Genomic DNA, 24,012 nt, shown 5'->3' with positions numbered 1-24,012 from the left:
AAAGCGCGAGCGCGCCGATGACGGTAGCGGACGAAATAATCAGAATGCGAGTCCGGAGTGACGAAATCATGGTTTCCGTGAAGGAGGGAAGTGTGTTGCACGAATCGGAACGTCTGCTGCGACACCTCGACACGATCCGAGCCGGACTACGGTTTTGGCACCACCTTTCCGGACTACGGCGAAAAACTGGGCGGAGGCGAACGCCGCTGATACCCGGGTCGTTCGTCAAGAAACGTCGAGTACCGTATGCCACGTTCAAAAGTCGACGGCGGCCCCATTGGGTAGTGATCTGGCGGGCCCATTCGACTCGCGGAAGATGGCCTGCCAGAAAGCTAAAGATCTCTATGATCAGTTAGCAACGGATACGAGCAAGTGTTCAGGGTACGTCAACGGAACCGTTACTGGCTGCAAGAATGATGGGTGACGCTGCCGTAGGGCGTTTCTAACGTTCGTCGTTTTGATGGCCGCGGGACAATGGATCGTGAGCGTAAGCGCGCGGTGAAGTCGTATTGAAGCGAGGACGGAGAGCCGACGAACGAACGTCCGTCGGGAAACACGCAGCAGCTAAGCGGATTGCCGCAGTAGCGCCCGGCGATAGTTCGATCGAAGCAGTAGGTCCGGGACGGGTGTCAGGACTTCGGACATAAACTGCAGTTCGACACAGGACGCGACTCCGTGGCGCGGAGCGGCGCGGTGAAACGCACGGCGCGCAGAATCAAGTTGTGATCGGTCGCCTTCGGCCACTGCGCGGATTGCCTGTCGTTCAACTTCGCTTAGGATTTGCATATCGGGGCTCTTTGCTTGGTGATCACGCATGCATTGTACGTTTCCTCTAGCAAGCGGGTAAGTAAGGGTTGGGAACGAACGGGTAAATTTTCAAGGCGCCCGTTGCCATATATGCGGTAGCAACTCTTCGATACGGCCAGCCGGTTGCGTGGAAAGTCGGTTTAGAACGTCTTTCAGGTAAACATACGGATCGTGGCCGTTCAGCTTGGCCGATTGGATCAGACTCATCACTGCGGCCTGACGCCGGCCCGCACGAGATGAACCCGCGAAGAGCCAGTTTCCCCTGCTAACGGCCAGTTCCTGTTCATTCTGCCCATATCGGGCAAGAAGTTGAAGTCCATTATCGTTGGCATCCGCTGTTTCGTCGTCGCGTCAAGGTTCGAGATGTTGAGCAGCGCGGCGGGGGTCGGGTCGTCCATATCGACGCGGGCGACAGTGAGGTTAGGGTCATTGCCGAATGGATGTTGGATGCTGCCGCTTGCTCCGCTCTGGTTCTCGGCGAGCCGCGCGTCAGCTTAGCGGCCTTGTGCAATCTGCACCAACTTCTTATCAATCGACATTTGCGCGGAAACTCACCGGACGATTCCACCATCGTCCGGGAGAAGCGCAATGCACAAGCCACCAAACGTCGTTCCGGCAGACCCGCAGTTGTTGCAACCGATATCGCGCCAGATGAACATGACGTTCGACTCGGTCGAGCTTCAGGGGATGAGCCCGGTGCAGCGTTCAAACGTCATCAGACACCTCGCGAGCCTGCTAGCGCAGGCCGCCGGCGTCGCGCTAGCAAAGGAGCGTGACGATGAATAACGATGAACGTTTGCCCTCGCTGTTACTGAAGCGTAAGGCCGTGGTTTATGTCCGGCAATCGACCCAGACGCAGGTCCAGATGAACGTCGAGAGCAAGCGCCGACAGTACGACCTTGTACAGGAGGCCAAGCGACGCGGATTTCGTGACATCGAAGTCATCGACGACGACCTGGGGCGCTCGGCGAGCGGCATGGTGGCTCGACCGGGTTTCGAGCGTCTGGTCGCGTTGCTGTGTGCAGGCGAGGTCGGAGCGGTACTGTGCGCGGACGCCTCACGCCTCGCTCGAAACGGGCGCGACTGGCACCATCTTCTCGAGCTTTGCGGTCTTGTCGAGGCGCGCGTAATCGACCTCGACGGTGTGTACGATCCGTGCCGGGCAAACGACCGCTTGCTGCTTGGCATGAAGGGCAGCATCAGTGAGTTTGAGCTCAATGTGCTTCGTACCCGCATGCACGATGCCAAACGCCGGAAGGCACACCGCGGCGAACTTCGTATCAGTGTGCCGATCGGCTATATCTGGCATCGTGAAGTCGGTCTGGGCATTGATCCAAACCTGCAACTGCAGGAAGTTATACGCCTCATATTCGTACGTTTCCGCGAACTCGGTAGCGCAAGACAGGTTTTGTTGTCGCTACGCGCTCAACAGGTCCACTTCCCGCGCCCCTCTGATGGTAGGACGCTGACGCACTTCGACTGGATACCCGTACGCTACCGTAACGTGATCTCGGTGCTCAAGAATCCGTTCTATGCCGGCGCATATGTGTACGGCAAGAGTGGCAAACAGATGGCGATAGTAGATGGGCGTGCGCGCAAGAGCTATAAGCATCCCAAGCCGTTTGAGGAGTGGGATGTCCTGCTCCGGGAGCATCACGAAGGCTACATCGATTGGGCGGAATTCGAACGCAACCAGAAACAGCTCTCGGCCAACGCCTACAGCAAGGCGGGCGACGTAAAATCGAGCCGTGGTGGACGGGCACTGCTCGCTGGCCTGCTTGCTTGCGCGCGCTGTGGGCGCCGCCTGTCGGTGGCCTATACTGGTCGAATCCCGCGGGCCGTCTACCGATGTGACCGCTTTGACATACCGCCGCGATGCATGAGCTTCGGCGGTTCACGCATCGACGCTGCCATCGGAAACGAACTTCTGCGTGTCGTGGAGCCCTTGGCAATCGAAGCAGCCCAGCAGGCCGAGCATATGCAAATGGATACCTTGAACGAGCAGCGGCGGATCGTGGAACTCGAACTGCAGCAAGCCCAGTACGAGGCGACGCTCGCCGAGCGACGCTACGCCGCCTGCGACCCCGATAACCGTCTGATTGCCGCGCAATTGGAGAAGAACTGGGAAGCAGCATTACGTCGGGTACAGGCCTGTCAAACGCGTCTGGAGACGGCAGGGGCGCCGATGGCAGAGGCAGCGCCTCCAGACTTTGTGAAGCTCGCTGAGAATCTCCAGGCAGCCTGGAACGCTCCGGGCGTGACCATGCGCATGCGCCAGCAGCTAGTCCGCGCGCTCATCGTCGATATTGTTGCAGACGTCGACGACGCGGCTCGCGAAGTCATACTGACGATCCACTGGCACGGCGGTCAGCACTCCCAGCTACGAATTCGCAAGCCCCGAACGGGCGAGCATGGATGCAGCACCTCTGACGAGGCGCTCGCGGTCGTTCGCAGCATGGCGAGCCGGTGGTCAGATCAGGACATCGCCGCATCGTTGAACCGGATGGGGTTACGGACAGGCCAGGGTAAGACCTGGACTGCGCACCGTGTCAGTTCCATACGGCGAGTGCGAGACATCCATGCGTACAAGTCGGCTGAGAAGGATGGAGAATGGCTGACGATGTTCGAAGCCGCAAAAACGCTCGGCGTCACCAGTCACGCGATCCGCCGGTTGATCAACGATCGGGTTCTGCCCGCCGAGCAGGTGATGCCCGACGCTCCTTGGCAAATTCGTGCGAGCGATCTGCGCAGCGATGCGGTTACAGCGGCCTTATCGCGCAAACATCGCCCGTGTCGCAATGATGGGGAAGGACAAATCCCAATGTTTATCGAGGTCTCGGAAGGAGGTGCACAATGAACGCCCCATTGCAATCGGCCTTATTTGGTTTTCGCACCAATTATGCCGACTCCCCGATTATGCCGCGTCATGAATCCACGCACACGACGGTTGGGCGGATCTCTGTTCCCGGTCGCTTGGATTGTCGGCATTATCAGAGAGCCTCCAGGAATGCGAGCAACGGGTCTGGAGGTTTGTAGCGTGTCGGCGCGACACCGCTCGCCGCGGCGTGCGCGAGCGCGCGCTCCTTGAGTTGCATGTCGGCGTGCAAGTAGATCTGGGTCGTCTCGGAGGACTCATGACCGAGCCAGAGCGCGATCACGGTTAGGTCGACGCCGTGATGCATCAGGCTCATCGCGGACGTGTGCCGAAGTGTGTGAGGCGTTATGGATTTTTTCTTCAGCGAAGGGCACGAGAGACACGCGATTGCGGCATTGCGCGACACGAGTCGCTGAAGAGCATCGGCACTGAGATGACCACCGCGCGAACTTGGGAAGACTGGATCATTTGGTTCGCCCGGTTGATACAGCAGCCATTGTTTCAGGACGGCAACGACATCCGGTCGCAGCGGAGTGCATCTCATCTTTCTGCCTTTGCCAAGGCAACGGACGTGGGCGCCTGTGCCGAGCATCACGTCCTGACGCCGGAGTGTGGTCAATTCACTGTTGCGCAGACCCGTTTGAACCGCTACAAGAAGCAGCGTTCGGTCGCGGTTGCCGATCCACGTTCGTACGTCAGGCGCCCCTACCAGAGCGGCGGCCTCGCTCTCTGTCAGAAACTCAACAGGGCCGTGCTCGCAGCGTTTAGATGGAATTGCAAGAACGCGCTGACACTGCAGAAACAACGCAGGCTCGCTGACCGCGACGAACCGGAAGAAGGCGTGCACGGCAGCAAGCCGCGTGTTGCGTGTCCGCACCGAATTGCCTCTGCCGTGTTCGAGGTGCTGCAGGAATTCCTCGATCAACGACACGTCGAAGTCCTCGATTCGCAGCTTTGACGGCGTGCGCCCGATGCGTTTCGTGGCAAACACTAGAAGCAGCCGGAACGTGTCACGGTAACTTGCCACCGTATGCGAACTCAGACCTTGTTGCTCGAGCAGGCGCTGGCTAAAAAAACGCTGAACGAGGGATGGGAGACTGGCGGCGCTCACGGCCGTTCTCCTGAACAGTTCTTGTCGAGATAGGCTGCCGCGAGTTCGAGCAACTCAGGAACCGCTTCGATGTACCAGTACGTAAGACCGACGTTGACATGGCCGAGGTAGGTGGCAAGTTTCGGCAATTCCCGACTTACGTCGAGACCGGCACGATACCACTCGACCAGCCGTCCAGTCGCGAAGCTATGCCTGAAGTCCTGAAGGCGTGGGCCGTAACCGTCACGCCCATCCTCTGTCGTCGATCGCAAACCGACAGCGCGCGACATTCTGACGAACATGCTTCGTGCAGTGCCGGCTTTCAGTCGCTTGCCACGCTCACTAACCAGGAACGCCTCGCTCAATCGTAAAGGACAGAGTTGATCGCGTTTCTGGACGTAGTGTTCGAGTGCCACCCGGGTCGACTCTGCTACAGGAACAAAGCGGGATTTGCCGAACTTCGATTCCCGGACGGAGAGTATTCCGCTGACGAGGTCGACGTCGGACCGGTCGAGCCGAAACGCTTCGCCTGGCCTGAGGCCCGTCGCCACAAGAAGCCCTATGAGCGTCGAATAGGTCAGTGCTCGCATGCCGGTTCGGGATCGCAGTTGAGCGGCTCGGGTCATAAGCAGATCAATTTCCTGCTCAGTGTAAATATGCGGGGCATTGCGCCGTCTGCGGGCACTCAGGAGTCCTGCCGGAGGAATCTGGTTTCGAGCGTCAATAGCGTTCATCCATCTGGCGAATCCTCTCACTTGAGAGAGGCGCCGTCCCCAAGTGGCGCGTTCGACAAGTGTGGACGTCATCGCCCAGCGCAGAGCCAGATCGGTAGTAATGAACTCAGCATCTTCATGTTCCAGAAGATCAACGAAATGGCCGAGTGCCAATGCAGGTTCGTAGAATGACGCCCCGAGAGCGCGGCGGACCGCCACGTACCGAGCGAGAGAATCGCGAATCGCAATCATATTGAACCTCCAGACGTGGGCCACGAGCGCGCGACCTCGCGCAGGTCCTCAAACGCGACCTTTGCATAGATCGCGGTACTCTCCGTTGAGCGGTGCCGCAAGACCTCGGCTATCTCTGCCATCGAGGCCCCGTGGCGAATCATCGTCGTCGCGAGGCCGTGACGGAACAGATGTGCGGCGCCCCGGCACGCGGGGCGGAAACCGGCACGTGCGAAGGCCTGACAAACAATCTTGCCAATCGCCGCCGGCCCCGCCAAACCAACCCGAGGTGCCAGTCTGCGAAGGAATACGCGCCGCGACGCACTCGCTCCGCGACCATCGCGGAGATATGTTGCGATTGCTTCTCCGACCTCCGATGGCAGCGGGACGTGTTCGACCATCTGCCCCTTGCCATGAACGACGAGCTCCCCAGACCGCCAGTGAATGTCGTCAAGCTCGATTGCGACGATTTCTCCAGCACGTAGACCGAGCCGCGCCAACAACAGCAGGATTGCGTAGTCACGGCGCCCAGTCGGAGTCGACCGGTCTGCAGATGCAATGAGAGCTTCTTGCTGCTCAGGCGTGAGGAACGTCGGTACAGTTGACTGTCGCCACTTACGAACTGCGGGCACGGACTCACACAGATCTTGTGCCGTATCGCCGCGCAGAAATAGGAAATGGCAAAACGAGCGAAGCGCAACTGCCATCAGCCGCGTGTACTCTGGCGATCGGCCTTTGCTGCGGGCAAGGAGATGATTCCGGATCGTTACTGCGTAAAATGCATCTGGCAATAAACTTCCGTCGCCGGCCGAGTGGCTGTCGAGAAAGTCGCGAATGAACGGACCGTAGACAAGCAGAGAGTTCTTCGCGAGTCCACGACCCTGCCTCAGATAGTCCAGGTATCGGCAATAAATGTGCGCCATCGCGGACTGGCGGCCCAAGGTCGGCGGGCACACAATGGCTTCGGCGCGCAGATAGGCGAGAAACTGCCGTAATGTGCGTCGCGCACGCTGGACACGGTCTCGTGATGTGTCGATCAAGCGCTTCATAAAACGAGCCGTGACAGACTCATCGAGATCAATCAGGTCGATGTTCCTGTTCTTCATCCACCCAGAGAACGCACACAGGACTCTTCGTTTCTTGCGAAGCGATACCTCGGAATAGTGTGCTGCCCGTAGACGATCAAGAAATGCATCGATGTGATGGGCCGGCAGGCCGCCGGAATCGCTGACTATGCGCGTCGCCTTCATTTGATCTCTCCTGGCCAGCGCGATAGCCAGCCTGAGAAATCATACGTTTATGCCGACACAGCAATCATGAAAGGCCATATCCACCGCCACGCACATGCGCGACGCGGCATAACCGGGGAGTCGGCATAATTGGTGTCATGCCGCTAGCGGCATGACACCAATTGTTATCGACGGGAAGCTGGGGATCATCGAGGTATCGGGTAAGCGCTGCCCACCGCCGCAGACTGTAGTCGAGCGCCTTCGCTATGGACGAACCTTCGTTCACGCGTGCACGCTGCAGAACCATCCAGGCGTGCAGTGCTTCAGCGATCGGACGCGCACATCGGTGGCGAAGTTCCAATCGATTTTCGCAGGAGAGATCACGCGCCTCGCGCTCGACATCGTATAGCTGAGCGATGTAGCGCAACGCATCTTCCGCAATCTGGCTCCTGTTGGCGACATGCAAGTCATAGAACTTACGGCGTGCGTGAGCAAGGCAACCAACCTCGGTCACGCCCTGGGCGAACAGCTGCTTGTAGCCCGCGAAGTCATCGCACACCAAGTGGCCGCGCCATGGATCGAGGAAGGCTCGCGCATGTTCACCAGCGCGGCTCTCGGCAAAGTCGTAGACGACCGCCTTCATTGGTTCGAATGCCCCCGGGCAATAAGTCCAGAGGTAAGCGCGTTGTGTCTTCCCCTTTCCCGGACTGAGCATCGAGATCGGTGTCTCATCGGCGTGCAATACGCGATGCTGCAGAATCTTCTCTTTCAGCGCATCGACCAACGGCTGCAGTTGAACACCGCACATGCCAACCCATTGGCCCAGTGTCGATTGGGGAATCGCCAAGCCGGCACGCGCGAAGATGCGTTCTTGTCTGTACAGCGGGAGGTGATCGCCGTGTTTCGAAACAAGCACGTGGGCCAGCAGGCCGGCGGTCGGAATGCCCTTATCGATGACGTGCGCTGGCACCGGCGCTTGGGTCAGGGTCTCGCAGTGGCCGCACACCCATTTGCCACGAACATGACGCTCGACGATGAACACGCCTGGCGTGTAATCGAGCTTCTCGCTGATATCCTCGCCGATGCGCTTGAGCTCACAGCCACAACCGCAGAGGGTCGACTCGGGCTCGTGATGAACATTGACACGCGCAAGATTCGCCGGAAGCGGCGCCCGGCGCGGTTTGTTCGGCGCGTCTTGGGTCTTTGGCTCGGTGGACAGCCTCTCCAACTCGAGTTCGATCGCGGCCAAGTCGGCATCGATGGTTTCATCGAGCAGGCTTTGCTGCTCGTGACCGAGCTTCTCGCTTCGGGCAGCAAACTTCCAGCGCTTGAGTACAGCCATCTCGTGCGTGAGTTGCGCGAGCTTCGCGTCGCTGAATCGTAGTGCTGCTTCCGTGCGATCGACGATGTGTTGTTGCGCCTGAACTGCGGACATCAATTCCAAGGCCAGTGCACGCAGCTCATCTGCGTTCATGCCCTGGAGTTGTGTCGTATCGATCATGACCCATAGTGTGCCAAACCCCGTGCCACAAGGGTATCGGCAGACGCACCGATTGTCGCGGGCCGGCTCACACTACGCGAATCACGCCGTCTTGGCCAATGCGCTGCCACGGCAATCCGAGCACGAGTCCGGCCAGTTGCTCCTGCGTGATCGCTCGACGTGTGTCGGTTCCGGGCTGCGGCCAGACGAACTGTCCCTGGTTTAGTCGCCTCGCTGCTAACCAGATTCCGATTCCGTCGTGGACCAGCACCTTCAAACGGTTAGCTCGGCGGTTCGTGAAGAGATAAGCGTGGTGAGGATACGCAGCGTCGAACACGGCGACTACCCGCGCGAGCACCGTGTCGAACCCTGCACGCATGTCCAGCGGGTCAACCGCGAGCCACGCCTCATCGATGCGGATCATTTCAGCCACTCGCGTAACCACGCTGCGCACTGGGCCGCGTCTGATGTCGGCCAACTGACTGTGATTGATTGTTGGCCGCGCCGCACCTCGACGCGAATTTCCCCTGGACGATCATTTGCGTCGCTCAGTTGAAGGGGAACGAACGCAGCTGGTATGGGCACGGCCACCGACCGCTTCATTGCCACGACGTCACCGCCCGTTGTCGTGGAGCCACTCTCGGCTTTCTCCAACCAACGCCGCAACAAGTTGGCGTTCAGTTTATGCATCAACGCGATCGCGGCAACCGACACGCCGGGTCCTTGGCAGGCAGCCACTACTTCCGCTTTGAATTCAGCTGTGTATCGCCGCCGTTTGCGGCGCCCCGGGGGAGTATTTTGGTCAATAGTGTTCACGTGTCCACCTATTCGTTAAGTGGACACGATGCTCCCAAGGCTGCTACGTCGATTCAAGATGCCATCACCGGGCGCTTACGGATATAAGACTGCAGCCGGTACCTCGTTTTAAGATCACATCGAGATCATCTTGGCAAACCGGGCGGTGTCCATATAAGACCGTGTGGAAAGTCAATTTTCGCCGCTGCGCGCGCGCGATTGCCGATCGGGTCGATCGAGTTTACTACGTCGAGCTTGCGCTAATCGAACATCGCGTGCGCAAGAAAGCCCCTCGGGGCTTTAGCTTCCAGCCAACTTCATCGCCTTCATCGTCCCTGCAACTCCAAGTATGTTGATGACTCGCTTGAGGTTGTAGGCCAACACCTGAAGGCTCATCTCGGTGCTTACTCGCTCGATAGTGCGCGTTAGGAAATGAGTCGCTCCCATCCAGGCCTTGATCGTGCCGAAGGGATGCTCGACGGTCTGTCGTCGGATACGCATCATGTCCGGGGCAAGATCAAGCCGGACCTGCATCTCTTCGAGCAATCCTTCGTGCTCCCAGCGCGTTACCCGGCGTTCCGTGCTTGGGGTGCATTTATCTTTCAATGAGCACTGTTGGCACTGCGAGCTCCAGTAGCGATCTAACTTCAGGCCACGTTCAGTTGTCCTGTAGCGCCATATGAGACGCTCGCCCGCCGGACATCGATACTCGTTCTTTTCAGCGTCGTAGATAAAATCTTCTTTGCCGAAGCGGCCGTCGAACGTTGCGCCCGAGGTCTTCGTCTTGGGAACAAACGCCGTGATGCCGGCCTCGTGGCAGGCGAGTATCTCCTCACTCTTGTAATAGCCTTTGTCCGCAACTGCCGTGAGTTTATCGACACCCATTTCCATACGCGCCAACTTGGCCATCGACGTGAGTTGGTCACGATCAATGCCGTTGTTGGTGACCTCGTGCGCGACAATCAGATGGTGCTTCGCGTCGACCGCTACTTGAACGTTGTAGCCGACGACGCCTGTCCCCCGCGTCTTCATCGAGCGCGCGTCCGGGTCCGTGAGCGACACTTGCTTGTCCGGCGCTGCGTCGAGTTGAACTTCGACTTGCTTGAGGATTTGCATCTGCTCCTTGAGAGCCGCAATCTTGTCTTGCAGCCGTTCTGTCTTTGCCTTCGCGATCGTCGGCTCCTGGCGATCGGCGGTGTCCATTTGCACAAGATAACGGCTGATGCTCGCCTCGATGTCACGCATTCGCCGTTCTAGTTTTGCGCTCGTGAAGTTACGGTCGCGATGGTTCACTGCCTTAAACTTGCTCCCGTCTATCGCAACGAGCGCTTCGGAGAACAGGTCCAGGCGTTGGCATAGCATGACGAACTGACGGCAGACGCTGCGGATCGCTTTGCCGTTGTCTTTGCGGAACCGCGCAATAGTCTTGAAGTCAGGTGTCAAGCGGCCGGTGAGCCACATCAATTCAATGTTGCGCTGGGCCTCGCGCTCCAGGCGACGACTGGATTGAATACGGTTCAGGTAACCGTAGATGTAGATCTTAAGCATCACCTCCGGGTGATATGAAGGCCGGCCCGTAAGTGCTGGCTCGACGCCTTCAAACCCAAGCTTCTGAAGATCAAGCTCATCGACAAAGACATCGACTACACGCACGGGGTTCGTGTCCGTCACGTAGTCATCAAGCGCTTCGGGAAGAAGAAAGCTTTGCGTACGATTGTCGCCTTGAACGAACCGCTTCATCTCGCTCATCTCCGCTATCGGACGAGATATTTTAGCAATTCAAAAAGGTGTTTTGACACACTCTGGGCCGAATCCGGGCGCATCGGCGGTGATGCGCGCAAGGCCCTGGTTTTGCGTGTGGCAAAGCTTGAGCCAAAGCGATCCTTCAGAATTCGCGTTCGCGGTCGTTACTATGCGCGTGGCTACTGAAAACACGTTCAGGCGACCCTGCCACTTCATACAGACGCGCACGGACAGGAAAAGTGAACATTCTCGATCATGAGCCGCATATGTGGTTTCTCGCCGAAGAAAACGGAATCCTTTATTTCGATGCAGCTTGCGAGCATAGCGCAGTGAACTACAGCTTTGCGATTGAAATGTCCCCGAGCGAAGCAGCCAACTACAACCAGCAAGGCCATCTTTATCTGAACCGCCTCGCCGAGGAGTATCCAGATGTCTATGCCCGGCGCTAAAAACACCCAATCAGCTTATAAACCTCGGCAGTTGGCACCCGAATTTTCAGAACGACTAAACACAGTCATCCGACACTGGCAAGAATAAATTGTCGGCGAATCGCAGGCCGCGTTCGAATGACGGTCTGGGCCGACCTCTGCCCGATGCGGTTGGCCGTCCCCGGACCCAGAGCGGACTGACGTCCCGCCCCGAAAAGGTCGCTCAGGAATTTAGGTCCTCAGCAAAGCATATGGAGCACCCGAATCCGGGCCTACGGGTGACGAAGCTAGTGCATATCGACTGTCGGTCCCAACAGCGACCTCCCTCGCCAAAGTCTATTTCGATTCCCTAAAGATCGGCACTGAAGTGCCGTAATTACGGCGTGGAGTGATCGCACAAAGCTAAGTGATTTCTCAAGGTCACCTATCTGACGGTCAAAAATATTAAATTTGGATATGGGTAAATGAAATGAATTGGCGCTTTGCAGTTTACATTTGTACTTTCTCGATCGTGTTGTCCGGCTGCGTCTCGGTACAGCCGCAGACTATCTCGCCGCAGAATGCGTCGTCAATTCGGGGGAAATCCATTGTTGTTGACTCATACGTGGCGCCTTCTTTCACCGCGATGACGCCTGGAAAAGCCATGTTGGGAATAATTGGAGCTGGACTGATGGCGAGCGAAGGCAATCGATTTATCCGTGACAGCCAAATCGCAGATCCTTCGATATCCATCGGCGACGGGCTCGCACAAGGACTCACCAGGGAATACGATCTTATTGTCAAGACGAGCGATGCAAAACCCTTGGATACCGATTCAATCGATGTGATCGTTGCTCGGTACCCAGACAGTGACCTTGTCCTGGATAGCCGAACGCTTAGCTGGGCCTATACCTATTTTCCGGATCACTGGAACACGTATCGCCTGCTTTACAGCGCGAAAATAAGGCTGATCGACACGCATACCAAAACTGTGATCGCGGAAGGGCTGTGTAAAAATGTCCCAGCATATTCCGCCGATCTCCCCACCTACGACAAACTGACCGCGAATAGCGGCGAGTGGGTCAAAGCAAAGCTCAGCGCTTACGCTGAGTCATGTATTGACGAATTCGGCACGACTTCGCTCAATCTCCCGCATGTTGTTCAACAAGCGGGCGGCACAGCGGCGGCTATAACTGCAACCCATTAACTGTTGCTGGAGGCAGATGCCGATACACACGCCATCTGCCAATTCTCCGGCATGTCGCCGACTCATGAATTCAACCCGAATCAGATCGACCGTTCGTGGCCGATCTGCGGCATTAGGCTTCGCTGAACGATAGGTAAAAAAAAGCCCGCACACTTGGCGGGCGTAATCCATATCGAGGGGACATGGAGGAGACGTGATAAGTGTAAACCCTAACTTTTATCTTGCAAAGCGCTTCCCAAGAGATTATCAATAAATCCATCTGGAAGCGCATATCGGTTGCGATGCTCAATTCCCTCCGACATTGCATGCCTGTTAATCATCCGGCCGTCGGTAAGCATGCAGAAGCACAGATCGTCAAACGCTGCTTCTTGCGCGGCAGATTCCCAGGATACGCTCCGGTACTCAAAGACGACACGGGCTCTGGCGGCCATAAGTTCACTCGATTTCAAGAAAGCTGGATTGAACGTCGCAATTGTCAACGCTATCTGGTTTTCGGCATTTGATCTGACAAATATAGACATGCACCGGCAATCACTTAAAAAGCGGCCGTGCGATGTAGTTCAGTCACATTGGAATCTGTCTTTTCCGAGGCTGGCACCGCGTTTGTCGCTAAGGGTGTCGCCGCAGTGTCCAAGACGTGGTCATTAAACGCCGCCGGTGCCGCTTCAATCGTGAGCATTCTCGCAACGCGTTTCAGGGTGCCATTGAGCGTCGCGCCGGGACCTTACCGAATAGTGCCGCTATAGAAGATATCCCCGGACACGTGACCGTTGATTTCGAGCGAGTCTCGCGCGTGGACGTTTCCATCGACGCGTCCATCGATTCGTACATGTTCGCCCTGCGTCGACCCCTTGATCAAGCCACCGTCGCCCACGTGTAAAAGGCCGCGGGTCGAAATCATCCCGCCGTTGCATAGTCCGAAGCAGCTCACGCCGTGGTCGACGATCACGTCGCCTGTAATGGCGCAGCCGGCTGCGATGAGGGTGATGTTGAGTTCGTTTTTCATGACGTTTAGCTCCTAGAACATCTGTACTTCGTTCGACCCGGCTCGAGCGCTCGGACTAGATTTCGCGGGTGCCGCGGTAGGTGCCACGATATTGGTGTCCTCGCTTGGGGCCGCTCGGGGTTTTCCAATGTGGTGGTGTGCCAGATGTGCAGTCTTTTGCGGAACCGACTCGCTTTGCGCCGCCGGCGCGGTCTGTGTCACCGGCGTCGCTTGCGGTGTCACTTGCAGCGCCACGGCGGGCGTCACGCGAACCGCTTGTTGGGGGACCGGTTGGACTAGAACAGTCTCCGCGGGTTTAAGTGCTGACGGCGCGGTATTCGCCGCTACCGGGACCGTAGGCGCCAACTGCGCCGCAGCAACCGCAATACCCGCTCGTGCTTGCTGCGCGCGTGCGCGGTGAATCGGAGAGTTTGCCGCTCGATCAATCTCGCTCGACGTAGTGCTGTCGGATCGGCCGGTACCGGGAATCTGGGTCGTCGCTTCGCGCGTTTTTAACGAGTTACGAAATTGGTCGACAGTCAATCCGAGCGACGGCGTGGATGCAAAATCACTAGCGGTGAGTCGTGGCGCCAGATCAACCGGCTGCGCCGGTGTCGCGGCGATGTCTTTGCTCGACGTGTTTGCGACCCGAGGTGCTTCATCACTGGACTCGCCGGCATGACGTGCGGTCGCGGTTACTGACGGTGGGGCACTTGCAGGGGCTTGGGAGCGCGATGCTTTGTATAGCGAAGCCACGCCCATTCCTGCCATACCAACCAGAGCGGCGGCCGCAATCGCGATGATGCTGGCTCGTACCGCTGGGGCTGCGCTTGTCCACCGCGACCTCGCAGAGGGCTTGGGAGCGTTCGATCCAAATGCCGTTGGTGTGAAGCGACAATAGACCTTGACACAAGACACGTATATAAATCAAACACTTAGCGTAGGTAGCGATCGGACTTCGGAGAAATAGAGTTGGACACAAAGCCGCCTCGCGGCGATCGAGACAGCTACCTTGCGACAAAATACTTTGACACAACCTGCGGCCGGCAGATACTAAATGCCCTAGCTTGCATCGGTCCGTCAAGCGCCGTACATCTGACGCGGCTGGCGGCAATCGACCGAGATGGATGTGAAAACGCACGTAGAACGTGACGTTCAAAAAATTCGACCCTTCAAATCGCGCTACATCGGCTTCGCGACACCTCGGGAGGGGTAAAGCGACCCCTGAAAACCAAGTAGTTTTGCGTTTTCACATGGCCGCTGTGAGGCGGACAACCCCGGCTCAGAATGCCTCTTACCTATGCGGAAGGTCATCCGGCCAGAAAAGGCAATCAAGTTGGTGCGTCAGTGATGATAGATTTCAAGGCTTCGAAATGTCCCCATGTGATTCCCATGATGCTGACAGGACCTGAAGTTGCCTTTGCGCTAGAGAATGCCGAGGCCCGTCATTTGGCGCTGCAAGTCGAAGCTTACCGTGCACTGACGAAGCGTAAGGACGTCCGTACGTTCGAGATTTGCGGAGGTGTGGCAGCGCTGACTGAAAACATCTTCGGGAGAAAGCTAAATCACGTCACAGGACTCGGTATGGGTACGCCGGTTAGCGCGGACGCTGTCGACCAGCTTGAAACGGCTTATAACGAGCGGGCGCTGGATGTCGAGATCGATCTCTGCCCGCATGCAGATGGCACTACGCTCGTCGTGCTAACGGAGCGTGGATACGCGGTCAATGCATTCAGTAACACCTACGTCCGGGTGCTTCTGGATGAGGATCTGACCGCTCGGCCACCTAACGGCATCGAGATCGTGACCGATCGCGCCATCGTCGAGGACGTGTTTGTGTCACATTCGATCGCGGGGTTCGAAATGCAGGCGGTACGTCGATCGCCACTTCTGCTTGAAGCGCTGGCGAAGATAGCCGTTGCGCGAGCCGATACGACGCTGTTTGCAGCAAAGCTGAATGGATATCTCGCGGGCACCGGAGGCATGAGCGTCGTTGCAACTCCCGTGGGAAAGATCGCGCATCTCTATATTGCCAGCACGCATCCTGCCCATCGCGGCCGTGGCATTCAGCTCGCACTGATCCGGTCGAGACTGGCCGCAGCGCAGAAGGCGGGCTGCGCAATGGCGAGCGTTACCGCCCGGCCTAACAACGCTAGCGCTCGTAATGCCGAACGGGCCGGGTTTAGTCTTGCTTATACGAAAGCAACGTTTGTTAAGCGGTACTCCCCGGCTGTACCACGGTGATTCTTTGATAGAGAACGACCGTTGTCTATTGCGCGGTCAGCGCTACATGCCCCCGCTCGTGTTTGTGCCCCCGCTCGAACCCGTGTTCGTGCCTGAACTCGACGTTGTATTCAAATCGATTCTTCCATAGACGCCATCGGCTTCGTCATTCGGCCCCGCCGCGAAAAACAGCGTATTGGACGGCTGATTGCTGAGATCGTTGCCGAACGCAATGCCCCACACACCGTTCTCCTCGATCGGACTACCGTTCGGTCCAGTGAGCGGTCCCATCGACTGGCCGCTCGATGCATTGAACGCGTTGATCGTGCCGTTGCCGAAATTGCCGATCAGTATCGCGCCGCTCATCGAGCCGAAGTTGCCGGGTGCTTGCGCAATGCCCCAGGGCGCGTTTAACGAGCCTCCGGTCGCGAAGCGACGCTTCAGGTTGCCCGCCGTGTCGTACACATTGACCATGCCGAGTCCCGCGCCCGCGACATCGTCGTGCTTGACCGCATCCTGCATCGCGTAAGTGACGAACAGATTCGAGCCGATCGCCTGAATGCCGAACGGCGCGAAGCCGACCGGCATCGCCGGGTCCGTGAAGGCGCCTGGCATCGCGACCTTGGTGAAGTTGGTATCGAAGACGTCGATCTTGTTGTTATGGAAGTCGGTCGCGTAAAGGAAGTTGTTGCCGTTCATTGCGGCGAGCGCGAGACCCTTGTACACGGCGCCGCCCGTGCCGTCGTCGTACATCACGAACGCGTTGGTCGGCCCGACGGCGGGCGCCCAAGCGGTGACAGTTCCGCCTTCGCCCGCGAAGATGAATGCAGCGACGCCGGACTTGCCGTTTTCCGAGACGGTGAAGCTTTGTGTGCCGTTGAAGACGATGCCCGTGGGCGATGCTGAACCGTTCTTGCCGTCGGGTATCGTGACGACCAGCGATTGCGGCAAGCCGTTGCCGTCGTAGAGCGTCGCGACATTGGTGCCGTTGTCCGCGACCCAAACGAAACCTTTCGGATTGAAGGCAACGCCCCATGGGTTTTTCAGATTCGCGTCAATGTGCGCGGCGGGCACCACGCCATCCGACACAAGGGCCGTCACAGTGAACGACGACTGAATGGGTGGGTTTGAATTGTTCGAACTGGAGCTGCCGCCGCATGACACGAGAGTCGCGATAGCCGCGCCGCATGCTACGACGCCGAAGACGTCGAGTAGAGATTTCATGACCACACTCCTTGTTCTGTCCAAAGGCCGTAACGCTCATTGAACGAAGAGGACGCGGGGTTTATTCCTGCGACGGAGGGCTTATTTCGTGTGCGATTTCAATGGTTGAACTGGCTAGATAAAAGCGAATGGTGTGCAACGAAAAACACGCGTGACTATTCCATCCGTTCAGCCAAAAAGTTGTGAACGAGTGTTACGTGCTGCATGCCATCAGCAAATAGCCGCAAGGGCCTTACATGGATCGCTTCGCCGAGGGGACTCGCAATTCCGTCTGCGATGCATGCGGACGGAAAAGTCTCTGCACGGCAGAGACGAAGTATCGATCGTCGGCGGGATTGTTGATGTTGAGATGGTGCCGACACCAGACCCGCCTTTACGGGCAGCTCCGTCCAAGGCATCGGGAGGTTGACGGGTTAAGGGTATCCCAGCGGCCAATGTCCACTGTCTCGTGCGGGACCGACTCTCGAGTGTCCGCCCGAGCCTGTGGGCGAACGGCCGCAGATGGCCCCGGTGCCTGCCTCATGCAATGGGCATACGCAGCTTGTACCTCACCGGGCTGCGATCGGCAGCACCCGACCCTGAGCCGCCCATCGCGCTTCTCCGAAGCAGACCCTCACCGGAGCACGGTATAGCGATAGACGTTGGTTTCTCGTTGCTGAAAACCAAGTTTCTGATAGAGCTGGTTCGCTGCGACCCGTGATGGTCGCGAGGTCAGGTCAATGCTCACTGCCCCTGACTCGGACGCGTGACGGATGGCCGTTTGACAAAGAGCGGCTCCCACTCCGATGCCACGAGCATCGGGCCCAACGATTACATCCTCAATCCACGCACGCATTCCGGTTGGAAGCCGGAAGAACACGAGCGTCAACGTTCCGACGATGGTTTGAATGTCGGATCTGGCGATGAATAGAACGGTCGCGGGCGACTCGACTATCTCGTGAAGGTCTTTGGCAGAAAGCTGCGACGCAGACGATGATAGTTCGGGAAGCAGGCGGTTCATGGCTTCAACGAGGTCGGAAGTAACGTCGGAAACAGAAGTAACGGAAATGGTCATTGTCTGCGTCCGTTTGCGCCACCGAGTTAGGCGACTGGTTCCTGCAACCACAGCATAGACACCGATTCTCGACGATAAATCATCGATACGACAGCTAGGACGAGCGGAAAGCCCGTCAGTCACCATCCGAGCACGCGTGGCTGCACGTTTTTAGATAGTCATCAACCCGCTTCAACAACAACGCGCAGCGTTGTATCGTCCTTTCACTATCATTCAATTCGTGACGTTCGAGGATATCGAATTCCTGAATAGTTGAACCGGCCGGGAACTGCTGCCAGCTTAGATCAATGTGGTACCAGTCGTCGCCAAGACGAAGCCCGTTCCAGAAGTGAACGTCTACTGCCTTTCCGCTCCAAACCTTCCCTTTGATGATTTCGGTTTCGGGGTAGTAGTGCTGCACCACCCGGGACGTTGGATAGCACTGACCCAAAGCAGGATTGTCCACTTGCTCAACCTCTAAATAAGCCGTCCGCTTGTCCCAGGAGGCGGCTAGCGCTTCACGAAGGCAGAGCATGAAATCCGGGTTGCGCGCCATAGTCACGTCCAATCTATCGTATTCGATGGGGTTCGCCGTTCATCGATTCGCGTCGGGCAGAAGTCGACCCTGTATAGCGGTCAACCAACTTTCTCGACAACGGACGCTCACGCAAATTTTGTGTCGCGCCTCGTGAACCAGTCAGCAACGTGTTCGATCGCTCCGTCGAGTTTCCCCATTATCCGGAAGCTCAGTTCGGCGACCTCAGCAGTCGGTGGTTTCAGGTCTGGAACGATGACCACTGCTATGCCGGCGCTAGCGGCCGCGTGCGCGCCGTTATCGCTATCTTCAAAGGCTAGACAAGAATCCACCGGCACACCCAGCCGATGGGCTGCAAGTCTGTAGACCGCCGGATCGGGTTTCCCACGATCGACTTCATCGCCGCCAGCGATCGCCTTAAAAAACTGAAGCACGCTTACACGCCCAAGGCGCGATCTAATCTCATCCACAGGAGATGAGGAAGCGACAGCGCATGGAATGCCTGCTCTCGCTAACTCAGTCAGCAGGGCTCGTGCCCCAGATTTCAGCGGAAATACCGGATGCGCTGATGGCTTGCTCAAGTGCTGCCGGACCCGGGTCAGCGCCTCCCGAAATGTAGCCGCCCCACCGAGCAACTCTGTCAGTATCAGCTCGCATTCCGTCGCCGACCTTCCGACAATCCGAAGATAATCGCTAGCCGACAATGCGATCCCAAGGTCCATTCCCACCGTGATCCACGTGTTCATGATCGCGCGCTCTGAATCGACCAGCAGGCCGTCCATGTCGAAGATCGCCGCTGAGAACATCTGCTTCACTCCCTGAACTCCCGTCGAGAGACCGCACTGTATCAAACGTAGCGTCGCGAAAGCAGTCTCCGGCCGTTTATTGACTCGACATAAAGGGTGCGGCGAGCTACGTATTGATGTCGATCGCCCCGAAATGACCGCGTTGAGACGGATACAGGATTCAGGCTGTGCCGGTTGGAGCTGCAGTTTCAGGCGAGAAGCCGTGTTTTTCAAATAGTTGCTCTGATGCGTCGTTCCCAACGGTAATCATTGTGCAGCATTCCAGGTAACCGAGCTCCACGAGCGACAACAATGCTGCGTCCACCAACGCTCCGCCGTCACCCGATCGTTTGTGCGAAGGTGTAGTCGCTACCACGGCAATGACTGGACAACCATACGGTTTGTAGTCGCAAACAAGGCATGCGGATCGAAGACCGTCAGTTTCTTCAATCGCCCACGATGCTGCTGGAATCCATTCCCCGTACCGACCGGCGACAATTGCCATCGCCTTTGATTCGTATTGGGCCACGGCCTGACCAGCATCATCGATCGTTCCGAGGAACGCGCCAAAAAAGAGCGTGCCTAGCGCGGGTATGTCTTCCCGCGTTACGTTGCGAAGATTGGCAGGTCTCGCGCCCGCGCCAAAATTGGCCAGCAACGTCCGCTTCCAGAGTCGGGCGTTACGCTCGTGCGTCGTGTCCGTCATCGCGTGTTCTTCTCATCAACATGAAAGCCTCATTGTTCGCGAAATGAAGATCGATTTTCGACTATATAGGCCGCATGGTCGAGTGTCTCTTCCTCTGGCCGAACCAGACCGAATGCTGAAGTTGACGCGGGTGGCCGCCCGACCGCCTAGTCGAAACAGGCAATACGTCAGCCGGTGGAACGAGTCATGAAGTGCCGCTCTTCGGAGGAGTGAGTTACCACGAAGCCATGCCATTCGTAGAAACGCCGAGCGGGACTCACGCGAAGAACGCGCAGGTGAATGGGCTTTCCTGAAGCGCGTGCGTGCTCAATAACCTGCCGCATCAGGAACGCGCCGATGCCGCGATTTTGATGGCTCGGCAAAATATAGAGGGTCTTCAACGTTAGAACGGCGGGTTCATCGACCAATGCGAGACAGCCGATATCGTCGCCATCGCACTGAACGATCTGATGGATGCTGGCCTGGAAATCGTTTGGCACGTCCGCCAGCCATTTGCCCCAAGTCAGTTCGACATAGTCACGCATGCAGGCTTCCGTAACAGCGGCAACGAACTCCCAGTCCTGCCCGGTGGCCGGGCGCAATGTAACGTTCGACATGTATCACCATCCCCTGCAGCATTGTCATCTTGCGAGAATTGTCGACGATGTAACTACCGAAGTCGAGTGACCGAACTTGCCGAAGTCAGGCGTTGCAATAACGCTCTAAATTTTCTTCGAGAGCCGCTGACCATCACGCGTAAAACCTTCCTTCTCATAGAAGCGATGGGCGTCGATTCGAACATCACCGCTGGTCACTTCGGCTTTGACGCAGCCGACACTATGAAACCAGCGCTCAGTAGCTTGGATCAACATCTGGCCTATACCGCGGCCGCGATGTTCTTCATCGACGATGAGACTAGTAATGCGTCCAAGCGACCCATGCATATGGAACAACGGAAGCGCGTGTAGGCTGACGCAGCCTATTGCAATATTGTCTTCGCAAGCTACGAACGCGGCATCTGAAGCACTGTCGACCAAAGCGGATAGCTTTTCACGAATTATTTCGGGTGTCACGCCGTAGCCTAGCTGATGCATTAGTGCGGCGATGGAGACACTGTCTTTGGGTTCAGCCGCTCGAATTGTCACCGTCACAGGTGCTCCTCTGCTGGGTTGATTGAAGACGCGTATTGTCGTCGATTTGACTCTATCGGCTGAATGGCCCTTGATGGCCGAAGCCGGAAATACTACGGTGAAAAGTTTATCTTTTTTGATCTAATTTTCAGGGTCGCGTTTCGGGCACAACGCTTCGATCATGTTTTCCGTCAGGCTGTCTGAAAACGGTGTGGCGAAAGTGGAATGACCGTAAGCGCGCGATTTCGCACACCTAGCTTGCGTTGTTAAGAAGGCTCACGATTGCGTCCGCAACCCAACTTTGCGGACGCAATCCATGACAGAAGATGACCTCAGCTTTTTACCCTTACGCGTGACGCGTGTTGGTGTCGGCGGCAAGCGAAGCTTCGATCCAACGGACAAGCGACGACTCGTCGAAGCCTGTCTGCGGCCAGGCGCTTCGCTATCGGGCCTCGCCCTGAAGGCGGGCGTTAATGCCAATCAGTTGCATAAATGGGTTCGCGCGCGTGAACAGCCGCAGTCCCTAATCTCCCACGACGGACCGGTCGCAGCGTCAGCTTTTATTCCTGTGGTCGCAATCGACGAGCCGACAGCAGTCATGGCATCCAAACCGGCGTCGCACCGTGCCACCAGAGCAGAACCATCCTGCGTTTCGCCACGCTCGACACGACTGGCACGGCTGTCTGCCCACCTGCCCAACGGCGTGAAGCTCGAGCTCGAATGTTCAGCAGACGACGTAGCAATCGTCAATGCGATGGTTGCCGCATTGGGAGCGCGTTGATGTTCCGCTTCGAAGCGGACCTGACGGTCTTTCTGCATCGCGAACCGATCGATTTCCGGGCCGGCATCAATAGTCTCGTGACGCTTGTCGAGCAGTCCATGCAGCTCGATCCGTTTGCACGCGCCGTGTTCGCCTTCCACAACCGCAAACGCAACCGGGTCAAACTGCTGTTCTACGATCGCAACGGTTTCTGGATGATGTTGAGGCGCCTCGAAGAAGACCACTTCGTCTGGCCGCGACGGCAGCAGACCGTAGTCAAGTTGACGAGCGAGCAGTTGCACTGGCTCCTGGATGGCATCGACATCGATGCTGTGCGCCGCCACCCGGTACGCTCGTACCATCACGCCAGTTGAGCGTTGCGCGTCACCTGTGAGCATCGGCCGGCCTGTTACAAATTCCCGTAAACCCATTGCGCGCGACACTTCGTTATCGTGGAGGCATGAACGAAGACGACTTCTCCCAATTGCCGCCGGCCGCCCAGGCCTATATCCGTGAACTTGAGACACGCAACCGGCAATTGGGCGAACGGATCACTCAGCTCGAAGAGCAGTTTCGCCTCGCGCAAAGCAAGCGCTTCGCCCCAAGCAGCGAGAAGCTCAAGGATCGCGTCTTCGACGAGGCCGAACAGATCGCCGGCACCGAGCCCGACGACATGGACGCCGGCGCCACTGACGACGCGTTCGTGCTCCCCAACACGGGTCTGCCGGATCCGGCGCCACCCACGAGAAGCAAACCAGGACGTAAGCCTTTACCGGCGCACTTGCCACGCCAACGCATCGAATACGATCTGCCCGAGAGCGCGAAGGTATGTCCGTGCTGCGCACACGCGCTGCACCGCATGGGTGAAGAGCTCAGCGAACAGTTGCACATCGAAGTAAAGGCGTCGGTGCTTCAGCACGTGCGCTTCAAGTACGCATGCCGCCACTGCGAGCGCCACGCCGAGCGCACGCCGGTGATCACCGCACCGATGCCGGCCCAGCCGCTGCCGGGCAGCAATGCCAGTGCGGCGATGATCGCCACGGTCACCGCGGGCAAATACGTTGACGGAACACCGTTGTACCGGATGGCCCATGCGCTGGCGCGCGCGGACATCGAAGTCGGACGCGCTACGCTGGCGAACTGGATCATCCGGCCTGCTGAGTTGCATTACAGCCGTCTGTACGAGGCGCTGCGCAAGACACTGCTGTCGCAACAGCTGATTCACGGCGACGAGACCACGGTACAGGTGCTCAAGGAGCCGGGCAAAGCCGCTCAGAGCACCTCGTATATGTGGGTGTACCGTAGCGCTGAAGACTGCTGCGAACCCGTCGTGCTGTTCGACTACCAGCCGGGGCGCGCTCAGCAATATCCCCAGGCGTTCCTCGCGGGCTACAAGGGCCTGCTGATGACCGATGGATACGCCGCCTGGCGCACGCTCGAAGGTCCGACCCACTTCGGCTGCCTCGCCCACTCGCGACGTACCTTTGTTGATGCCTTCAAGGGCATGAAGAAACCAAGCGGGCGTGCCGCACATGCACTGGAATACTTCAAGGCGCTCTACCAGGTCGAAACACTCGCAAAGGGCGATCTGCCTGAAAGCGAGACGCGCGTCGACTACACCTTCCGGCTGCGCCAGCAACACAGCGTGCCGCTGCTGGAGTCCTTCAGGAAATGGCTTGACGAACTGGCACCGCAGATCCTTCCTGAGAGCCTGCTGGGCAAAGCGATCTCCTATACACGCAATCAGTGGACGTACCTGAGCCGCTACGTGAACGACGGACGCGCCCCAATCGATAACAACGTCATCGATCGACATCCGGCCATTCTGCACGGGCAGATCCTCGTGGATGTTCAGTGACACGGTTGCCGGTGCGAAGGCCAGTGCCATGATCTACAGCTTGATGCTCACGTGCCGAGCGTGCAACGTCGAACCTTATGCATACCTTGTACGGGTACTTAGCGAATTGCCGCAACGAGCATTAGACGCTGATGTTAGCGACCTGCTGCCGTTTAACTTCTCAAAGCCTACGACTTGACCGCGTAACAACGCTTGGCCCAACCACCGTATTGACGCG

At 57.7% G+C, this 24,012-nt stretch carries 22 protein-coding genes and 3 pseudogenes; 8 read left to right on the top strand and 17 right to left on the bottom strand.

Translation table 11 applies throughout. The features are described 5' to 3' along the window. Window positions 1–876: 876 nt before the first annotated feature. Window positions 877–1,080, bottom strand: a pseudogene (locus ACSOSP_RS41445) (transposase domain-containing protein); the annotation flags it as partial. A gap of 315 nt (window positions 1,081–1,395) precedes the next feature. On the opposite strand from ACSOSP_RS41445, the gene ACSOSP_RS41440 reads away from it, so the two are divergent. Together ACSOSP_RS41440 and ACSOSP_RS41435 are read left to right on the top strand one after the other, a co-directional pair. Beyond that, window positions 1,396–1,593, top strand: coding sequence for a hypothetical protein (locus tag ACSOSP_RS41440; RefSeq protein WP_228938044.1), 198 nt, complete (start codon window positions 1,396–1,398; stop codon window positions 1,591–1,593). Further along, window positions 1,586–3,664, top strand: a complete 2,079-nt coding sequence (locus tag ACSOSP_RS41435; RefSeq protein WP_455315519.1) for a recombinase family protein — start codon at window positions 1,586–1,588, stop codon at window positions 3,662–3,664. Before ACSOSP_RS41440 ends, ACSOSP_RS41435 begins: the two co-directional genes overlap by 8 nt. A gap of 133 nt (window positions 3,665–3,797) precedes the next feature. Here ACSOSP_RS41435 and ACSOSP_RS41430 read toward each other — a convergent pair whose 3' ends face one another. The 7 genes and pseudogenes from ACSOSP_RS41430 to ACSOSP_RS41400 all read right to left on the bottom strand — a co-directional run bounded on the left by ACSOSP_RS41430 (window position 3,798) and on the right by ACSOSP_RS41400 (window position 10,960). Then, window positions 3,798–4,793: a tyrosine-type recombinase/integrase gene (locus ACSOSP_RS41430; RefSeq protein ID WP_455315518.1), complete on the bottom strand. Its 996-nt coding sequence runs from the start codon at window positions 4,791–4,793 to the stop codon at window positions 3,798–3,800. Continuing rightward, complete coding sequence (locus ACSOSP_RS41425; RefSeq protein ID WP_455315517.1) at window positions 4,790–5,737, bottom strand: tyrosine-type recombinase/integrase; 948 nt, start codon at window positions 5,735–5,737, stop codon at window positions 4,790–4,792. The genes ACSOSP_RS41430 and ACSOSP_RS41425 overlap by 4 nt, the downstream gene beginning before the upstream one ends. Continuing rightward, entirely contained in the window at window positions 5,734–6,966 is a 1,233-nt protein-coding gene (locus ACSOSP_RS41420) for a site-specific integrase (RefSeq protein WP_455315516.1), read from the bottom strand. Before ACSOSP_RS41420 ends, ACSOSP_RS41425 begins: the two co-directional genes overlap by 4 nt. 160 nt (window positions 6,967–7,126) lie before the next feature. Further along, window positions 7,127–8,446: pseudogene (gene tnpC / locus ACSOSP_RS41415) on the bottom strand (IS66 family transposase); the annotation flags it as partial. Window positions 8,447–8,513: 67 nt separating this feature from the next. After that, entirely contained in the window at window positions 8,514–8,849 is a 336-nt protein-coding gene (gene tnpB / locus ACSOSP_RS41410; RefSeq protein WP_455315515.1) for an IS66 family insertion sequence element accessory protein TnpB, read from the bottom strand. Further along, window positions 8,846–9,163, bottom strand: coding sequence for a hypothetical protein (locus ACSOSP_RS41405; protein ID WP_455315514.1), 318 nt, complete (start codon window positions 9,161–9,163; stop codon window positions 8,846–8,848). The genes tnpB (ACSOSP_RS41410) and ACSOSP_RS41405 overlap by 4 nt, the downstream gene beginning before the upstream one ends. Window positions 9,164–9,520: 357 nt before the next feature. Beyond that, window positions 9,521–10,960, bottom strand: a complete 1,440-nt coding sequence (locus tag ACSOSP_RS41400) for an IS1182 family transposase (RefSeq protein ID WP_455315647.1) — start codon at window positions 10,958–10,960, stop codon at window positions 9,521–9,523. A gap of 242 nt (window positions 10,961–11,202) precedes the next feature. On the opposite strand from ACSOSP_RS41400, the gene ACSOSP_RS41395 reads away from it, so the two are divergent. Together ACSOSP_RS41395 and ACSOSP_RS41390 are read left to right on the top strand one after the other, a co-directional pair. Next, window positions 11,203–11,412 (top strand): hypothetical protein, encoded by a 210-nt coding sequence (locus tag ACSOSP_RS41395; RefSeq protein WP_455315513.1) that lies wholly within the window; start codon window positions 11,203–11,205, stop codon window positions 11,410–11,412. 448 nt (window positions 11,413–11,860) lie between these two features. Continuing rightward, the gene (locus ACSOSP_RS41390) at window positions 11,861–12,577 is read left to right on the top strand and encodes a hypothetical protein (protein WP_455315512.1); all 717 of its coding nucleotides are present in this window, start codon (window positions 11,861–11,863) and stop codon (window positions 12,575–12,577) included. A 209-nt stretch (window positions 12,578–12,786) separates the two neighbouring features. Here ACSOSP_RS41390 and ACSOSP_RS41385 read toward each other — a convergent pair whose 3' ends face one another. Both ACSOSP_RS41385 and ACSOSP_RS41380 read right to left on the bottom strand, forming a co-directional pair. Further along, the gene (locus ACSOSP_RS41385; RefSeq protein ID WP_455315511.1) at window positions 12,787–13,098 is read right to left on the bottom strand and encodes a hypothetical protein; all 312 of its coding nucleotides are present in this window, start codon (window positions 13,096–13,098) and stop codon (window positions 12,787–12,789) included. Between the two features lie 203 nt (window positions 13,099–13,301). Then, entirely contained in the window at window positions 13,302–13,583 is a 282-nt protein-coding gene (locus tag ACSOSP_RS41380; protein ID WP_455315510.1) for a bactofilin family protein, read from the bottom strand. Window positions 13,584–14,954: 1,371 nt separating this feature from the next. On the opposite strand from ACSOSP_RS41380, the gene ACSOSP_RS41375 reads away from it, so the two are divergent. Then, the gene (locus tag ACSOSP_RS41375; protein ID WP_455315509.1) at window positions 14,955–15,806 is read left to right on the top strand and encodes a GNAT family N-acetyltransferase; all 852 of its coding nucleotides are present in this window, start codon (window positions 14,955–14,957) and stop codon (window positions 15,804–15,806) included. Between the two features lie 42 nt (window positions 15,807–15,848). Here the strand turns inward: ACSOSP_RS41375 and ACSOSP_RS41370 are convergent, their stop codons facing one another. The 7 genes from ACSOSP_RS41370 to ACSOSP_RS41340 all read right to left on the bottom strand — a co-directional run bounded on the left by ACSOSP_RS41370 (window position 15,849) and on the right by ACSOSP_RS41340 (window position 21,198). Further along, window positions 15,849–17,009, bottom strand: a complete 1,161-nt coding sequence (locus ACSOSP_RS41370) for a TIGR03118 family protein (RefSeq protein WP_455315508.1) — start codon at window positions 17,007–17,009, stop codon at window positions 15,849–15,851. A gap of 613 nt (window positions 17,010–17,622) precedes the next feature. Beyond that, the gene (locus tag ACSOSP_RS41365) at window positions 17,623–18,063 is read right to left on the bottom strand and encodes a GNAT family N-acetyltransferase (protein WP_455315507.1); all 441 of its coding nucleotides are present in this window, start codon (window positions 18,061–18,063) and stop codon (window positions 17,623–17,625) included. Between the two features lie 115 nt (window positions 18,064–18,178). After that, window positions 18,179–18,598 (bottom strand): YunG family protein, encoded by a 420-nt coding sequence (locus tag ACSOSP_RS41360; RefSeq protein WP_455315506.1) that lies wholly within the window; start codon window positions 18,596–18,598, stop codon window positions 18,179–18,181. A gap of 107 nt (window positions 18,599–18,705) precedes the next feature. Then, complete coding sequence (locus ACSOSP_RS41355) at window positions 18,706–19,383, bottom strand: HAD family hydrolase (protein ID WP_455315646.1); 678 nt, start codon at window positions 19,381–19,383, stop codon at window positions 18,706–18,708. Between the two features lie 160 nt (window positions 19,384–19,543). Then, window positions 19,544–20,020 (bottom strand): GNAT family N-acetyltransferase, encoded by a 477-nt coding sequence (locus ACSOSP_RS41350; protein ID WP_455315505.1) that lies wholly within the window; start codon window positions 20,018–20,020, stop codon window positions 19,544–19,546. Window positions 20,021–20,235: 215 nt separating this feature from the next. Beyond that, the gene (locus tag ACSOSP_RS41345; RefSeq protein WP_455315504.1) at window positions 20,236–20,592 is read right to left on the bottom strand and encodes a GNAT family N-acetyltransferase; all 357 of its coding nucleotides are present in this window, start codon (window positions 20,590–20,592) and stop codon (window positions 20,236–20,238) included. Between the two features lie 177 nt (window positions 20,593–20,769). After that, complete coding sequence (locus tag ACSOSP_RS41340) at window positions 20,770–21,198, bottom strand: GNAT family N-acetyltransferase (protein ID WP_455315503.1); 429 nt, start codon at window positions 21,196–21,198, stop codon at window positions 20,770–20,772. Between the two features lie 295 nt (window positions 21,199–21,493). Here ACSOSP_RS41340 and tnpA point away from each other — a divergent pair, with 295 nt between their 5' ends. The 3 genes and pseudogenes from tnpA to tnpC (ACSOSP_RS41325) all read left to right on the top strand — a co-directional run bounded on the left by tnpA (window position 21,494) and on the right by tnpC (ACSOSP_RS41325) (window position 23,973). Next, complete coding sequence (tnpA, locus tag ACSOSP_RS41335) at window positions 21,494–21,958, top strand: IS66-like element accessory protein TnpA (RefSeq protein ID WP_455315502.1); 465 nt, start codon at window positions 21,494–21,496, stop codon at window positions 21,956–21,958. Beyond that, on the top strand, window positions 21,958–22,311 hold the full coding sequence (gene tnpB / locus ACSOSP_RS41330; protein ID WP_062093253.1) for an IS66 family insertion sequence element accessory protein TnpB: 354 nt from the start codon (window positions 21,958–21,960) through the stop codon (window positions 22,309–22,311). The genes tnpA and tnpB (ACSOSP_RS41330) overlap by 1 nt, the downstream gene beginning before the upstream one ends. 86 nt (window positions 22,312–22,397) lie before the next feature. After that, window positions 22,398–23,973 (top strand): annotated as a pseudogene (gene tnpC / locus ACSOSP_RS41325) (IS66 family transposase). The last annotated feature ends 39 nt before the right edge of the window (window positions 23,974–24,012 follow it).

It is taken from the genome of Caballeronia sp. KNU42 (assembly GCF_053760385.1).
The sequence above is the reverse complement of the archived record's forward strand: the minus strand, read 5'-3'. Positions and strand labels throughout refer to the sequence as shown.